We start from the raw sequence: 16,202 nt of genomic DNA on the forward strand, positions 1-16,202 counted from the left end.
AAAAAACCAGAAAACATTCATTACGATCATGCAAAGGGTGCACAATGAGCATACTAACTGTTAAAAACTTGAGTCATGGGTTCGGCGATCGCGCAATTTTCAATGACGTCTCGTTCCGGTTGCTGAAGGGCGAGCATATCGGGCTGATCGGGGCAAACGGCGAAGGCAAATCGACGTTTATGAATATCGTTACCGGCAAGCTTCAGCCGGATCAAGGCAAGGTGGAATGGGCGAAGCGAGTCCGGGTCGGCTATCTGGACCAGCATGCCGTTCTGCAAAAAGGTATGTCCATCCGCGACGCGCTCAAAACGGCGTTCGGCTATTTGTTCGGGATGGAAGCGGAAATGAACGGCCTTTACGAAAAAATGGGCGAGGCTACGCCGGAACAGCTCGAGAAAATGCTAGAGGAAGTAGGGACGATTCAAGATACGCTGACGAATCACGACTTCTACATGATCGATGCCAAGGTTGAGGAGATTGCCCGGGGTCTCGGCCTGGAGGATATCGGCCTGGAGCGCGACGTTCACGATTTGAGCGGCGGGCAGCGGACGAAGGTGCTGCTCGCCAAGCTGCTGCTCGAGAAGCCGGACATTTTGCTGCTGGACGAGCCGACCAACTATTTGGACGAGCAGCATATCGAATGGCTGAAGCGGTATTTGAACGAATACGAGAACGCCTTTATTGTGATTTCCCACGATATTCCATTCCTGAACAGCGTCATCAACCTGATCTACCATATGGAGAATCAGGAACTGAACCGCTACGTCGGCGACTACAACGTATTCCAGCAGCAGCACGAAGCGAAGATGCTTCAACTCGAATCGGCCTACAAAAAGCAGCAGCAGGAAATCGCCGATCTGAAAGATTTCGTCGCCCGCAACAAGGCCCGCGTCTCGACGCGGAATATGGCGATGTCGCGCCAGAAGAAGCTCGACAAGATGGACGTTATCGAGCTGGCGAAGGAAAAACCGAAGCCGGAGTTTCATTTCAAGGATGCGCGCGCATCCGGCAAGCTTGTAGTGGAGACGAAGCAGCTTGTTATCGGCTACGACGAGCCGCTGTCGCGACCGCTCGATCTGCGCGTGGAGCGCGGGCAGAAGATCGCGCTAGTAGGCTCGAACGGCATCGGCAAAACGACGTTGCTGCGCAGCATTCTCGGCGAAATTGCGCCAATCGGAGGTACGGTCGAGAAAGGCGAATATTTGTACATCGGCTACTTCGAGCAAGAGATGAAAGGTTCCAACAGCCATACGTGCATCGACGAGGTGTGGAGCGAGTTCCCGTCCATGTCGCAGTTCGAGGTGCGGGCGGCCTTGGCCAAATGCGGGCTGACGACCAAGCATATCGAAAGCCGCATCGACGTGCTGAGCGGCGGCGAGAAGGCGAAGGTAAGGTTGTGCAAGCTCATCAACAAGGAAACGAACCTGCTTGTGCTCGACGAGCCTACGAACCATCTGGACGCCGATGCGAAGGACGAGCTGAAGCGGGCGCTGCGCGCTTACAAAGGAACGATTCTGCTCATCTCCCACGAGCCGGAATTTTACCGCGACGTCGCCACCGAGGTATGGAACTGCGAATCTTGGACGACGAAGCTGTTATAGGAACAAAAAAAGACCTCGGTTTCCGCAAATAGCGGAGACTGAGGTATTTTTGTTCTGCTGTTGCGAGAGTTATTTCCCCATGGCCTGGATAAGCGTTTCCAGCCCGTATTGCTGACCGATCGGACCCAACCCCATGGCAAGCTCGCCGTTTAACGAGTATACATGGTTGTTCTTCACCGCCTTGAGCGATTTCCATACCTCGCTCTTCTGCCACTCTTCCGTCAAGGCCGGCGCTTTGTTCGTGTAATTGAAGAAGCCCAGCACGAGATGATCCGGATTGATAACGCTTAATCCTTCCAGTGTAAGCTGTCCGTTCGGCGGAATATTTTCCGATATTTTGGGCTACGTCAAGCCCAGTCCGTTATAATATTGCAGCAGCGTGTTCGGCTGCATGACGTAAACCGCTTTTTCCCGAACCTGGACGAACAACACCGACTCGCCCTGTTTCGGAGCGAGCTTTTGCTTGCCCGCCTTCTGTATGTCCTCCATTTTTGCGATCAATTGTTCCCCGTTCTTCTCTTGTCCCAGCACACTGCCGATCAGCTTTACGACTTTCGGCCATTCCGTCCGTGTATTGATCGCTTCCTCGTCAAGCCAGACCGTCTGGGCGATTTGCTCCAACTGCTGCTTGATCGCCTCATTCGTTTTGCTGCCCGCAATAATCAGATCCGGACCGAAGCTCAACAGCGCCTCCAGATTGACCTTCGTCCCTTCGCCGACAATTTTGAATTCCTTGAACTTACTGACATACGGCTTGAGCTGCTCGGATTCCAGTACCGAGTTGGCCGCGGCGAAAGGAAGCGTAACGCCCACAGACGGCAAATCGTAAGGCATAATCATTTCTACCAGCTGCCAGGAAGCCAGCGCGACCTTCTGAGGCCGCTTCTCTATCGTAACGCTGCCTCCGGCGCTTTCCACCTTGCGAGGAAAGGCATCATCCTTCTTCGCGGCCTCCTTCGCCTGCCCCGAGGTTCCCCCGCTTCCCATTGTCGTATCGTTCTGCTTCTGTGCTTCCTGATCGGATGAGCACGCAGCCACCAGCATAATCATCATGATCCATACAAGCATTCCGGTCCATTTCCGCCTCATGTTCCCTCTCCTGCCCCCTCTGCTCCCAAAAAGCTCAATAATGATAACCATTCTCATTATCGATATTAGCGCACAGAAGCCCGAAATGGGAATGGCATATTTGCTGCAATTTTGATGTGAATAACGCGGTAACGGTTTCGCCGCCGGCGAGCCTTCTCGGCTGAGGCACTACAGAAACGATCAGTTCGATCGGCCCGCCGTTTTCAGCTCGCTCGGCGACACTCCCCTGTATTTCTTGAATATTTTGCTGAATTGATACGGATCGCTGTAGCCTACGCTTTTCCCGATTTCCCGGATCGACGCGTTTGTCGTCAGCAGCAGCTTCTCCGCCAGATGAATCCGATGCCGTATAATATAATGAATCGGGCTTACTCCGGCCACCTTATAGAACAGTTCGGCAAAATATTTCGGACTCATCCCGCAGCGGCTGGCCAAGCTGAACAAGGAATGCGTTTCCTGGATATGAAGATGAATGTAGGCGATCGTTTCTTCGATCAGATCCCGGTGCTCCCCCGCCTGCAGCTTCCGGGAAGCGAGCCGTATTTCGTTGAGGAACTGGTAAAACAGGGCTTTGAGCTGCAGCTCGGACTGGATGTCTCCCCGCTCCGCCGTCTCGCACATTTGATCCAGCAGGGCATACAAATGCGGGCACTCCCCAATCTCGAGCCGGTAATGCTTGTAAGCCTCCTTGCCCTGCCAGCCGGGAGGGAAATACCCCGTATATAACACTCGGTAACATTCGAAGGTTTCGTCTCCTATATTGCAGGCATGAACCCGCATATCGGCAGAGCCGTGAACGACGGTACCCGGCGCCATCTCATAAGTAATCTGGTCAAGCGTATGCTTGCCATGCCCGCGCTTCGTAATCGTAAAGGACGGGGTTGCGCTCACATAAGTGGTGGACAAGGCGTTCGGTCCTATAACAAAATGGGCGATCGGACCGACCTGGAAGCTGTAGTCGGCCCACATTTTCGAAAGCACGTTCCAATCCAAAACCGTCATTCCATACGCCGCCTTTCATCAGCCTCGTTACTTCAATTATAAATGATAACAATTCTCATTCAAAGACAAACAGGAGGTCATCGCGAAAAAAACGAGTCCTTTTTTTGGCAAAAGCGAGCAGCTTCGCCAGAAACTCCGCTTTTCGAAAAAAAGACCTCAGCCTCCGCTTTGCAGCGGAATTTGAGGTCCCCTCTTTTGAATGTTTGGCAGGCTTCCATTTTGTGTGCGAAGCAGAGACTGGGAGCGGAAGTGAAAGTTCCGCTAAGCCGCCGTCGCTCATCACTGAATTACGTCGATAGACGTTTTCTTTTATAGGTGCGGATCTTCCTTGGATGCGCTATGGGCCGGGCTATGCTCGAGCCGGCATGCCGCCGCCGCCGCTCCAATCGAGCTGGAACAGCATGCCGAAGGCGATCATCATAACGCTGACGGTTAGCGTCATGCCCCACTTCTTGCGCAGCTGTTCCCTGCCGCGGTACAGGCGGGTTTTGACCGTAGTAACCGGCAAGCCGAGCACTTCGCTGATTTCCTCCAAAGTAAGCTCATTCAAATAATACAGCGTGACGATCGTTTTGTATTTGACCGAAAGCTTGTCGATCACCTTCAGCAGCTGATCCTGAAATTCGCTCAGCAGCACCCGATTTTCGGGACTGATCTCGTCGCTGGTCAGCTTGTCGTAATAAATGACTTCCTTATCGTCGTTGTACCCGGTATCGAGAGAACGCACGTCTTTCTTTTTGCGCAGCAGATCGATGCACAAGTTTTTGCCGATCCGGAATATCCAGGTCGAAAACTTCTGCTTCTCGTCATACTGATTGAGGTTCAAATAAACCCGCATGATCGTCTCTTGAACGATGTCCTCGGAGTCGTGCTGGTTATGCAGCATCCGGTACGCAAGCCGGTGCAGCTTATCCCGGTACATCTGAATCAGTTCCATAAAAGCAGCGGAATCTCCGGTGCGCGACAGCTGAACGAGCGTAACTTCCGTAGCATTCATGACGCTTCCCCCTTAAATCGAAAGCCGATTCAACCCTATACCCAGTATACCACAACCTTTACGGTTTCTTAAAATCATTCCAAACACTTTTTGAAGGCGCTTACTAACCTCCATCGCCCTAAGTGCGGAAACACACAGCCGGTCACAGTTCAAGCGTCATCTGCTCGCAAGCCGGCCTTCCCGCTCCCGGACGTCGAACCTCCCCGGCATCGTTGATATGGAGCAAGCGGAGCTGTGCAAGACGCACGGACAAAGCGGATACCGACACCTTCAAGCAATCGGCCAGCCCGTACAGATGATGCAGCCGAATCGTCCCGTTCATGCCGAGCTGCTTCACGGCCCGGACCATCATCGCTTGCGGCATAAGCAAGCACCCGGCGAACAGATCGGCTTGTACCTCCTCGGCCGGTTTGTGCGAGCTGCTCCGGCAGTAATATACCGGCGCTTCCTTCCGCCCGCGTTCCACAACAAACGTTCCGCCGCTTCGCCTATACAGCGGTTCCCCCGCATGCAGCACCCAGTGGCCGAGCTCGTGCGCCAGCGTAAAATGATACGTGCCGATTTTGCGGATAAACAGCTCCCGCTGCGTCTCGTTCAGAATAATCCGCCTCTCGCCCGGAACGATCGCCGCCATGACGATGCCGTCCGCTGCCAGCTGATCGATCGGCTCCCAGCATAATTGCAGATCGAAATGAAATTCGACGATTTCCTCGATCGGAACGGGGCGGACGCTTTTGTCGTCGGGACGAAATCCATAGTCCTCCAGTATTCGCTCCGTAATGCGCTCCATCTGCTCGCGGGTTATATAGGCCGGCCGGCTCATCGCGATCCTTCCTCTTCGTCCGTATCGATGATCGCTTTAATTTTCTCCCATTGTCCGGGGGACAAGCGGGATGCTTTACGCAGAAACATCGGAACGTCGCTGTTTTCGGTAATCAGCCTCTGAAACGTCGTCGGCACCTTTTTGGCCGCCAAAATCAGCGACTCGGGCTCGACATGAAGCACCTCGGCGATGCCGATCAGCTTGTCCTCGGCCGGCGGGTCCATCGTGCCGCTCTCGATTTTGCTGATGTACGTGAAGTCGATGCCGACCAGCTCGGCCAGCTGACGCTGCGTTACTTTGTGCTGCTTGCGAAGACCGCGGAGCAATTCGCCAAACTCGCTCATGGCCGTCCCCTCCCCTCCTATACGAATAAAGCCCCTTGCCGTGCGTAAACCGCTCTACAAGGGGCTATGAAGCGTTAACCGATATAGCTGCTCAGGCGGCTACGTACTCGGCCCTCGCCCATGACATGCATCATATCGTACAAATCCGGCGCCTGCAGCCGGCCGGTGAGTACGCTGCGAATGACGGCGGCCACGTCGCCTACGTGTCCGGCATACGACTCCGGATTTTTTTTGAACAGCTTCATCTCTTTGGCGAAGCCGTGCTTGTCGGCGACTCCCTTCATCTTATCGAACCACGTTTCCCGGTCATCGCCGTAATCGAGCGATTCGAGGAACGAAGCGACGAGCTGCTTCGCGGTATCGCCGGACACGGCAGGCGGCAGCGGGATTTCGCCGGCGGCTGCGGCATACCATTCGTCGTTATAGTAGGAGATCGACTCTCTCACGTCCGACCATTTGGCGAAGTCTTTGCGCGGCTTCTCCGGCGTCCGCCCGATCCCGAATATACCGAGCGCATACGGCTCGTTGCCGCTCAGCCAGGCATAAAACCCCTCGTCGTAAGCTTGCGCCCACTCCGTTACATCGCCGTAAACCCGCCGGGCATCGAAACGCGCGATGACGTCTTTGCCAATATCGTTCAGCTTGTTCATATCGAACAAAGCACCGCTGACGTTCATCTTGCCCGCATCGAGGCGGAACGCCGTGAACGGCTCGGCCGGATGGGCAAGCCGCCATTCTTCGTAGTCGGAGTTGATCAGCGTCATGAAATATTCGCACAGCGCTACGTTCGGATACCCTTCGCGCCGGTAGTAGGACGCCGTGAAGTCGCGGTCCTTGCGCTTGCTGAACTTGCGCTTCGACGTTCCTTCCATCTTCATGAGCGGAGCGAGATGTCCGTATTCCGGCCTGCGGAAGCCGAGCACATCGAACAGCTGAATATGGATCGGCACGGACGACAACCATTCGTCGCCGCGGAACACATGCGTCGTCTTCATAAGATGGTCATCGATCGCATGGGCGAAATGATACGTCGGAATCCCGTCGGACTTCAGCAGCACGATGTCCTGATCGTTCTCCGGCATTTCGATCTCCCCTTTGATCAGATCGTTGTAGCGGACCCGGTTGTCCGGGGAGCCCGGCGATTTCAGCCGGATCACGAACGATTCGCCCTTGGCGAGCTTTTCCTTGATCTCCTCCGCCGTCAAATTCCGGTGCACCGCCCACTGCCCGTAGTAGCCGGGGTTCAGCTTCTCGGCCTGCTGCTTGTCGCGGATCGCCTGAAGTTCCTCTTCGGTGCAGAAGCAAGGGTATGCCAGATCCTGCTCAATCAGCCGTTTGGCCCAGGCCTGATACAGCTGGACCCGGTCGCTTTGCCGGTACGGTCCGTATGCGCCGACTTCTTCCTCCCCGGCTGCGATCGGCCCTTCATCGATCACGATGCCGAACTGGCGCATCGAATCGATCATATCTTCGGCGCTGCCTTCCACTTCCCGTTTGCTGTCCGTATCTTCGATCCGGATGTAAAACACACCGTCGCTCTGGCGTGCCATCCGCTCGGATATCATCGCGGCGTACAGTCCTCCGATCGTCAAAAAGCCGGTCGGGCTCGGCGCAAAGCGGGTCACATAAGCGCCCTCGGCCAGCTTCCGGTCCGGATACTTCGTTTCAATTTGCTCCGGCGTCACGGACACTCCGGGAAGCAGCAGGTCGGCAAGCTCGCTGCGGTTTGTCATTCTCATCTACTCCTTTTCCAAATAACGGCGTTGTGTGCAAAAAAACGCAAAAAAAGCCTTCCATCCCGTCAAGGACGAAAGACTCGGCTTCCGCGGTACCACCTGAATTGGCCGTAATCGGCCCGCTTCGTTCGCGAACGGAAAATAACCGCTCGCGCTCTTCTGTAACGGGAAGGCCCGCCGGACGTACTCCAACTTTCGGTCCGGTGCTCGAAGGCTTCTTTCGTCAAGTCCGAATATCCGCTTCCACCTGCGCGGACTCTCTGCAATTCGGGGCGCCTGAGTACTCTTCCTCTTCATCGCATGTCGCTAGACGAATTAGTTATCAAAATATCATAACCGGAACCCGGAGTCAATAGGTGCCGTTGCTCAGGGCAGTGAAGATGGTGGAAAAGGCACTCCGGAGGGCTAATGATCCTCCACTCGCTCTTACAATCAGATTCCTTAATCGAACATTATTAAGGTAGGAATCCGATTGTAAAGGCGACCGCTTCGCTGTTCCGGATTCATTAGCCCTCCTCCGCTCCTTTTGCATTACCGGAAATCCAAAAGAAAATGTCCTCGCGGCCATATCGTTACCGGCCCGGCTTTGCGCCGCCGCGGCGAACGCGGTCGCTGACGCGCTCGCGGATCTGGCTGCACAGCGCCGCTTCATCGATCATATGGGACCAATACGCTTTCAGAATGTCCCACAGCTGCCCGAAGCCGGCGTTGGTCAAGTTCAGCTCGCGATGAAACCGCATCGAAGGCAAAATGTCGCGGAACAAATCGAACCCGCGCGGCCGGTTCCACTCGTCTTGAACCGCCGCTTCGGCCGCCGATTTGAGCGCCGGAATGCTCAGCGTTTGCCGGCGGATGAGCATTTGCGCTTCCTCCGAGATCAAGTAGTCGACAAGCAGCCGGGCCGCCTGCTTGTTAACCGAGCTTTTGCGGATGGACGCGGCCATCGCGACCGTAAGCGTCCGGGGCTCCCGAACATAAGGAAGCGGCGAAATATCGTACCGGATGCCGGTATGCTTCAACTCGTTCAAGCTCATATAGCTTGTCATCATCATCGAGACTTTGCCCGTCACAAACAGCCTTCCGATATCGTCGTTGCTTTCGGTCAGCAGCCGGGGAAACAGCTCCGGATCGTGAATGATCCGGTCGCACTGCCGGATCGCTTCCAGCATCGGCGTCCCCTCGATATCGCATACGCCGCTCCGATTCAGGCAAAACGACGTGCCGCTTTGCAGCAAAAAGACGGGCCAGCGGTTGGCCGACATTTCGAAAAATACGAAGCCGAATCGCTCCCGCTCCCGCGTCAATTTCCGCCCCTGCTCGGCGCACTCCCGCCACGTCCAGCCGCTGTCGGGCTCCGGCAGTCCGGCATCACGAAAATGATCTTTGTTGTAGCAAAGCACGATGGGCGAAAAGAGCAGCGGCTGCCCGTACAAAACGCCGTCAGCCGTAAAGCCTTCTACAAGCAGTCGGTACGCTCCCTCCGCAGGACTAAGCGGCTCTAGCGTAGGGAGAAGCCCGCTTTCCTCCATCTCCTGATAAAACTGATGGTTCATAATGAAGGCGTCCAAATGCGCCGACTCCGTATATTCCTTCACGAATTGGCGGGAATTGCCCGGAATCGTAATCGTCTGCACGCGCACCGACGGATAACGCCGCATGAACGATTCCAGCAGCGCCGACATCGCCATATCGCGCTCCAGACTGCTATTGATGCCGAGCGTAATGGTCGTATGATGCTCTTTGACCGCTTCCGTCACCTGATTGCCGACGCGCGGTATTTTGCGGATCAGCCCTTCCGCGACGAGCTGATCCAAGCCTTGTCGAACCGACTTGTTGCTGAGGCCGAACTGCTCCGCCAGCGCCGATTCGGACGGCAAAAAATCGCCGGGCGCTAGCGCGCCGCTCTGAATTTCGCTTTTCAATTGATCGATCATTCGCTCCAGCCGGGCGCGAAACAATCGTTGACTCGTTTTCCCGCTCACCGCCATACATCCTTCGTCCAGTCCAGATTGACCTCTAGTATAACCTGATCGCCGCGGCGAAAACAACAAGCCCCGCCGTGTTTCAAGAGGATTCGGCGCCTCCCGTACCAGGCCAAACGTGAACTTCCCGTCTCTTCGCCTGTCCGGTTCGAAGCACCTGACGGAACCATTATACTACAAAATTAATGTAATTGTAATGTTATTGACAGCGATTTCAATGTGATTGTATAGTAATAAGGAATTACATTTACATTAGTGACAAGGGGGCGCTCGCTTTGCAAGACCAGCTTGCCCGATATTTATTCGGTGGGTCGTTAGGTGATTCAAGCTGCAAGTTATCCATTACATCGGAATCAGGAGGTATAGGTCCATGACGAAGAAAGGAATTGCGCTGTCGCTTGCAGGCGCACTGCTTCTGCTCCCCGCCTGCGGCAAAAGCGGCGATCCGGCAAGCACAGACGGTTCGGCCGCCGCCGGCAAACAAGCGGTCCCGGTGCAACTGAAACTTTTTCTCGCATCCAAGTCGTCGATGCTGCCGGAAGAACTCAAAGCGACATACGAAGAACCGATCCAAAGGAAATATCCGCACATTTCGCTGGAGTTTATTAACAACGACAAGGGAATTGACGCGTTTATGGCAACCGGCACGAAAGCCGACATCGTAATCGGCTCGTTCAACGTGCTCAGCAGCATTAAACCGTACGGGCTGTTCGGCGATATGACGGACCTGGTGCAAAAAAACAAGTACGATACCAGCCGCTTCGAACAGTCGTATCTCGATGCGATTACCGGCATGGGCGACGGCAAACTGCCGGGGTTCCCCTTCTACGACCTGAGGCTCGCGCTGTACTACAACAAAGATCTGTTCAACAAGTTCGGCGTGCCGTACCCGAAAGACAGGATGACCTGGGAACAGGTATATGATATTGCCAAACGGCTGACGCGCGAGGACGGCGGCGTGCAGTACCGCGGCTTTGCCGGAGGCCCCTCCAATCTGGTCGCGGTTAACCAGTTCTCACTCGGCTTCGTTGATCCGAAGACGAATCAAGCCAACTTCAGGCAAGATACGTGGAAAACATTCATGGATACGCTGGTCCCGCTGTACACGCTGCCCGGCTACGGCGCAACGAAAAAGCTGCTCGCGGTAGCCGACCAATCGAACTTGTTCTACAACGAAAAAACGGCGGCCATGCACGTGGCGTTCAACAACGGCGCCCAGCTCGCGAACAAGAGCAATCTAAGCTGGGATCTTGTCAGCTTGCCGGAGATGAAGGGCGCGCCGGGTACCGGCTCCCAGCCGTATCCGGTATATTTGACCTTATCGTCAAACAGCGAGCATCGCGACGACGCCTTCCTGGCGATTACGCAGCTCGTCTCGGATGAGGTGCTAATGGATCGAAGCGCGAATCAGGCTTTCCTCTCCCCGCTGAAGAACGCCGCCATTAAAGCAGCCTACGGCAAAAACGTAAGCGACTGGACCGGAAAAAACATCAGCGGCGTCATAGCTCAGAAAACGGCTTCGCCGATGCCGTACAGCACGAATAACGTAATCGGCCAGACCGAGATGACGAATGCGATGCTGGCCGTCATCGTCGGCGAGAAAGACGTCAACACCGCGATCCGGGAAGCCGAGGAGCAAACGAACAAGAAGGTGCAGGCGTTAGCCGGCAAGTAAGTACGGACGAACCCATCATAAAAAAGGCGGTGTTTGGAATGTCCAGTGAAACGATGAGCAGAAGACAGTTGTTGACGGTGCTTGGCGCAGCAAGCATAGGGGCGGTCGGCGCCACATTTGCCGCAACCGCCGCTGCGGGAATGGCGTCGGGGGCGTCGCTTTCGCAAAGCACGGTAACCCGCGACACATACGGCGGTGAAGAGGAGCCTTGCGAAACGTTAGCCTGCACACTTGGCAGCATGCTGGATTTGGTCGGTCTGGAGGGCGAGCGGGACGGGATGGCGGTATACGTCCGCGGTTACCGCCTTGGTACGGGACTGGGAGGCGGACCGTTTCACTGGGATTCCAGCCGCCCGAGGTCGGCGCATAACGGCGGCACGATCGTCAGTCCCACCGTCCCGCTTCTGCCCGATTTCTCGAATCTGAGCGGCTACTTGAACGGTGTTGGCGATACGGCTCCGTCCGCAAGCGGTTGCTGGGTGAGGCCGGTAACGGCGGAAATTCCGCTCGAGCAGTTCGGCATTGACCCGACGGGCCTAACCGACAGCTACGACGTAATCGTAAAAGCGGCCGCCTATGCCGCCACGCTGAATCATAACCCGCCCGGACAGTCGTATCAGACGAACGTCGGCGCGACGCTCGTATTCCCGCGGGGAAGCATCCGGCTCGACCGCGAGGTAGTGTTCGCGGGCTGGGGCATCCATCTGCGCGGCCACCGGCTGATGACCCGCATCTGCAACGGCGGCTCGTTTACCGGCGAAGCTTACTTCCGCTTCTACAATGCGGCGACGTACTTGTCCGATGTGTCGTGCCAGGACATGGCGTTCGACGGCTGCGGGCAAGCCGTGAAAGGTGTCGTCTTCCAGAGGTGCCGCAACCCGGTTATCGCCAGCGGTCTAAGCGGCCAGTATATGGGAGGGGCTCTCGTCAGGACCGTGCAGTGCGACATGTGGCTCATCGACGATATCTTCTTCATCCCGCTCGTCCCCGGATCCTCGGCCAACGGAGTCGAAATTATCGACGGCAACGAAGGCGTCCTGTCCCGCGCGAAGCTGTTCGGCTGGAACAATACGGCGGGCACGGAGAAAACGAACGGCTCCGCCGTTTACATCGAGGATAACGAGGAAGTCAAGCTGTTCGCGGTCGAGATCGCCTTCTTCGGCCGATACGGTCTGGAAGCCAAGGGCACCTTCGCGATGAAGTCGTACGATTTGCAGGCGGAGAGCTGCGGCTTGGGAGGGGTGCTTATTACGTCGAGCGCCGCCCGCAGGGCGATTTACTGCACGTTATCCGGCACGAATCTCGACGGCGTCGGCAATCAGAAAAAGATGTATATCGACGATGCGCTCGCCTGCCGGGTATTGGATCATACGGCGGGACCGATCGAGCTGACGGCAAACTCGGAGAAATGCGTCGTCGATATTTGCGCAGGCGGCCGGGGCGCCGCCGTTACGAATCTCGGAACGAACAACGTCGTCATCTCCGACTTTTTCGGGCAGTGGAAAGTAACGGGCGGCGTTCGCATCGCCGGCGCGACCGGCAAAGTGACGGCGGAAGGAACGCTGGCGCTGGAAGCGGCTACCTCGATCGTGCCAAAGAAGTATATGACGTTCCAGTCCGCCTGGTCGACGCTGGATGCCGGCGGGCTCCGGCTCGGGTCGTACCGGCTGTGGGTCGACGGTACGGGACGGCTGCGTATGAAGAACGGCGATCCGGCCAGCGATACGGATGGCGACATTGTAGGGGCGCAGAGCTAGAGAGCTGCTAAGCCGCACCAGCCGCATAAAGGCGCCGCCCTCGTCGAGCGACAAAAAAACCGTTTCTTGCCCGGTTAGCCGGCCTGCTCCAGGGCCGCCAACACGCGAGAAACGGTTTTGTTTTCTTCATCTGCTTCTATGCCCTATCCTTGTGCCTCCTGCCGGATATGTTCGCCCAGATTTTCGCGAATATCCCGGCAGAGCGTCTCCTCGTCGATCACGCGCGACCAGTACAGCTTGAGCATTCTCCACAGCATGACGAACCCGGCGCTTGTTAAGTTCAGATCGTGATGCATCCGCATCGACGGCAAAATATCGCGGTACAGATCGAACCTTGGCGGCCGGTTCAGCCCATCCTCTGCGGCCGCCTCCGCAGCCGATTTCAGCGCCGGAATGCTGAGGGTTTCGCAGCGAATCATCCGCTGCGCTTCTTCGGACGACAGAAAATCGACCAGCACGAGAGCCGCTTCTTTTCGCGGTGAAGGCGAGCTTTTGCGGATGCACGCCGCGATCGGAACCGTTAACGTACGGGGCTCGCACAAGTACGGCAACGTGGAAATATCGTAAGCGATTGCCGTATGCTTCAGCTCGTTCAAGCTCGTATAACTCGTCAAAATCATCGACACTTTGCCGGTCCTGAACAAGTCCTCGATATCGTCGTTACTCTCCGACAACATGTTTGGGAAGATGACCGCATCGTGAATGATCCGCCCGAACAACCGGATGCTGTCCAGCAGCGGCGTTCCGGCAATATCGCACTCGCCGAACCGGTCCCGCTCAAACCTCATGCCGCTCTGCAGCAGAAAAACCGGCCAGCGGTTGTAGGACCGTTCATAAAAATAAAGGCCGTAGCCTCCGCGCTGTTCGGCCAATAGCCGGGCGACCGCCAGGCAGTCGTCCCACGTCCAGCTGCTGTCGGGACCGGGCAAGCCCGCCTCGCGGAAATGTTCGGTATTGTAACAGAGCACGACGGGCGAAAACTGGACCGGCCTCGCATACAGCAAGCCGTCCGCCGTAAACGAATCGTTCAGAAACCGGTACGCTCCCGGATCGGCCGAAAGCGGCTCCAGCGTAGGCAGCAGCCCGCTCTCCTCCATGCTCTGGAAATATTGGCGGTTGATCAGGAACGCATCGGCAAGGCCGTTGGCCGCGTATTCTTTCACAAAATTAGCGGCGTTGCCGGGAAGCGTCATCGTCTGAACGCGGAGGGAGGGGTGTTCGCGGTGAAACTTCTCCAACAGTGCGGATAACGCGATATCGCGCTCCAGGCTCGTGTTGACGCCGAGCGTAACAGTCGCGGCCGGCTGCACGGGACGTTCGGCTATCTGGCTGCCGACCCGTGGAATTTTGCGGATCAGCCCTTCCTGGGCCAAAACATCCAGTCCCTGGCGCACCGATTTGTTGCTCATCCCATACTGCCGCGCCAAATCCGACTCCGACGGCAGGAAACCGCCCGGCGTCAGGACGCCGCCGGTAATCTGCTGCCGCAGCTGCCCAACCATTTGCTCCAGCCGGACGCGAAACAATCGCTGACTCGTCTTTCCGCTCATCTGCTACATCCTTCGCCGATTCAAGTTAGTACCAAGTATACCCCGCCCCGAGCGGCAAAACAACCTCCCGTCCCGCCGCTGCCCCCCTCTTCGCGGAACTTCCGAACGGACCGCGCCGGGCCGCTACTAAACATCGCCGGATTCCGCTGAGGCAGGCCCGCTTGCCAGCTCCGCAAGCTGATCGGACAGCGACTGTTCCTCGATCAGACCGGACCCGTACAGCTTCAGCAGCTCTCGCAGGGCAAGAAACGATTCCGGAGGCAATCCCAGATCCCGGTACCGGCGATACCCCGGTACGATGTTGCGGTACAGATGGAACCTGGACGGCCGGTTCAGGCTGTCGTCTTCGGAAATCGGATGATCGGCGGCTTTTCGCATCGCCGGAAGGGTGAGCGTCCGCTTGCGAATGAAACGCTGGGCGTGCTCCGACGCCAGGAAGTCGACCAGACGGCCGGCCGCCTCCTTGTTGCCGGATCGCTTGTTCACCGAAATGCCGATCGTCGTCAGCAGCGTTCGCGCTTCGCCCCGGTACGGCACGGCGGATATGTCGTAATGCAGCCCACTTGCTGTGGCGAAGTCGTTCAGCGAATTGTACGTCGTCATGATCATCGAGGCGTGACCCTTGCGGAATAACGCCGCGATATCCCGACTGGACTCGGCCAGATGGTCGGGGAAAAAGTCGCGGTTGCGGATGATCGATTTGTACAGCCGAATGCTGTCCGGCAGCTTCGTCCCTTCGAGCCGGAAGCGCCCGCTGTTATCGGCGGCGAACGTGTCGCCGCTTTGCAGCAGAAATACCGGCCATCTGTTGTTCGACAGCGGATAAAAGCATAGCCCGTACCGCTTCCCGGGCATGGACAGCCGGATCGCGTGCCGGATCGCGTCGTCCCAGGTCCAGCTTCCATCCGGCTCCGGCACCCCCGCTTCGCGGAAATGGTCCTTGTTGTAGGCGAGGATGACGGGTGTAAACACGAGCGGCCGCACGTACAGCGTCCTCTTGCAGGAGAACGACTCGTTCAGAAAAGAGTACGTCCCCTCGCGGACAACCTGCGGCTCAAGCGGAATGTCCCGGCTGTTCTCCGAAATCTGCCAGAACAGCTCGTCGTTGATCATAAGCGCATCCACCAGCCCGGCATTCAAATGCGCTTCGATCGCCCCGGCATAATAGTCCGAATGAAACTTCACCGTCTCGATCCGAATATCGGGATTGGCCGCTTCGAACTCGGCGATCAGCTGCGACAGCAGCATATCCCTCTCGAGCGAATGCATCGAGCCGAGCCGCAGCGTCACGGTGTCCGGCTTTGCGGCTCCGGCGATGACCCGGGTGCCGACTCGCGGTATTTTTTCGATCAGGCCTTCCGCCGCGAGCTGGTCGAGTCCTTTACGAACCGTTTTGTTGCTGAGGCCGAACTGCCCCACAAGCGCGAGCTCGGAAGGCAAAAACTCCCCAGGAGCGTATTTGCCGCGGAGCACGATATCGTCTCTGAGCTGTTTCGTCATATCGGTAAGCCGGAACGGCTTTTCGTTGGAACGGGTCGAGTTCATCTGTTTATCCAGCCTTTATGTCCGAATTTTCTTCCGTTTCTATGAAGATCATACCGAATCCGCGAACGATTGTACAGCAATTTGCTGTACTTTTACCGGAA

The 16,202-nt window shown here is 56.6% G+C and carries 13 protein-coding genes and 1 other annotated feature; of the genes, 3 read left to right on the forward strand and 10 right to left on the reverse strand.

Annotated elements, in window-relative coordinates:
* The first annotated feature begins 44 nt into the window (after positions 1-44).
* Complete coding sequence (locus tag D7M11_RS24670) at positions 45-1,601, forward strand: ABC-F family ATP-binding cassette domain-containing protein (RefSeq protein ID WP_120749930.1); 1,557 nt, start codon at positions 45-47, stop codon at positions 1,599-1,601.
* A gap of 69 nt (positions 1,602-1,670) precedes the next feature.
* On the opposite strand, the gene D7M11_RS24675 is transcribed toward D7M11_RS24670, so the two are convergent.
* From D7M11_RS24675 to D7M11_RS24710, 8 genes are all read right to left on the reverse strand, one after another.
* On the reverse strand, positions 1,671-1,865 hold the full coding sequence (locus D7M11_RS24675; protein ID WP_120749931.1) for a hypothetical protein: 195 nt from the start codon (positions 1,863-1,865) through the stop codon (positions 1,671-1,673).
* A gap of 78 nt (positions 1,866-1,943) precedes the next feature.
* The gene (locus tag D7M11_RS24680) at positions 1,944-2,690 is read right to left on the reverse strand and encodes an ABC transporter substrate-binding protein (protein ID WP_158606812.1); all 747 of its coding nucleotides are present in this window, start codon (positions 2,688-2,690) and stop codon (positions 1,944-1,946) included.
* A gap of 180 nt (positions 2,691-2,870) precedes the next feature.
* Positions 2,871-3,692, reverse strand: coding sequence for an AraC family transcriptional regulator (locus tag D7M11_RS24685; protein ID WP_120749933.1), 822 nt, complete (start codon positions 3,690-3,692; stop codon positions 2,871-2,873).
* A 349-nt stretch (positions 3,693-4,041) separates the two neighbouring features.
* A complete protein-coding gene (gene sigW / locus D7M11_RS24690; protein WP_120749934.1) occupies positions 4,042-4,689 on the reverse strand; it encodes an RNA polymerase sigma factor SigW in 648 nt (215 codons plus the stop codon).
* Positions 4,690-4,831: 142 nt separating this feature from the next.
* Positions 4,832-5,512 (reverse strand): ImmA/IrrE family metallo-endopeptidase, encoded by a 681-nt coding sequence (locus D7M11_RS24695; protein ID WP_120749935.1) that lies wholly within the window; start codon positions 5,510-5,512, stop codon positions 4,832-4,834.
* Entirely contained in the window at positions 5,509-5,856 is a 348-nt protein-coding gene (locus D7M11_RS24700) for a helix-turn-helix domain-containing protein (RefSeq protein WP_120749936.1), read from the reverse strand. Before D7M11_RS24700 ends, D7M11_RS24695 begins: the two co-directional genes overlap by 4 nt.
* 74 nt (positions 5,857-5,930) lie before the next feature.
* Positions 5,931-7,589, reverse strand: coding sequence for a glutamate--tRNA ligase (gene gltX, locus D7M11_RS24705; protein ID WP_120749937.1), 1,659 nt, complete (start codon positions 7,587-7,589; stop codon positions 5,931-5,933).
* A gap of 67 nt (positions 7,590-7,656) precedes the next feature.
* Positions 7,657-7,898, reverse strand: a binding site (T-box leader).
* Between the two features lie 266 nt (positions 7,899-8,164).
* A complete protein-coding gene (locus D7M11_RS24710; protein ID WP_158606813.1) occupies positions 8,165-9,574 on the reverse strand; it encodes an extracellular solute-binding protein in 1,410 nt (469 codons plus the stop codon).
* A gap of 370 nt (positions 9,575-9,944) precedes the next feature.
* On the opposite strand from D7M11_RS24710, the gene D7M11_RS24715 reads away from it, so the two are divergent.
* On the forward strand, positions 9,945-11,249 hold the full coding sequence (locus D7M11_RS24715; protein WP_120749939.1) for an ABC transporter substrate-binding protein: 1,305 nt from the start codon (positions 9,945-9,947) through the stop codon (positions 11,247-11,249).
* Between the two features lie 38 nt (positions 11,250-11,287).
* Positions 11,288-13,006, forward strand: coding sequence for a hypothetical protein (locus D7M11_RS24720; RefSeq protein WP_120749940.1), 1,719 nt, complete (start codon positions 11,288-11,290; stop codon positions 13,004-13,006).
* Positions 13,007-13,149: 143 nt separating this feature from the next.
* On the opposite strand, the gene D7M11_RS24725 is transcribed toward D7M11_RS24720, so the two are convergent.
* Both D7M11_RS24725 and D7M11_RS24730 read right to left on the reverse strand, forming a co-directional pair.
* Positions 13,150-14,556, reverse strand: a complete 1,407-nt coding sequence (locus tag D7M11_RS24725; RefSeq protein ID WP_120749941.1) for an extracellular solute-binding protein — start codon at positions 14,554-14,556, stop codon at positions 13,150-13,152.
* 126 nt (positions 14,557-14,682) lie between these two features.
* Positions 14,683-16,101 (reverse strand): extracellular solute-binding protein, encoded by a 1,419-nt coding sequence (locus D7M11_RS24730; protein ID WP_120749942.1) that lies wholly within the window; start codon positions 16,099-16,101, stop codon positions 14,683-14,685.
* Between the last annotated feature and the right edge of the window lie 101 nt (positions 16,102-16,202).

The organism is Paenibacillus ginsengarvi, from assembly GCF_003626695.1.
In the GTDB taxonomy this organism is placed as follows: Bacteria; Bacillota; Bacilli; order Paenibacillales; family NBRC-103111; genus Paenibacillus_AB; species Paenibacillus_AB ginsengarvi.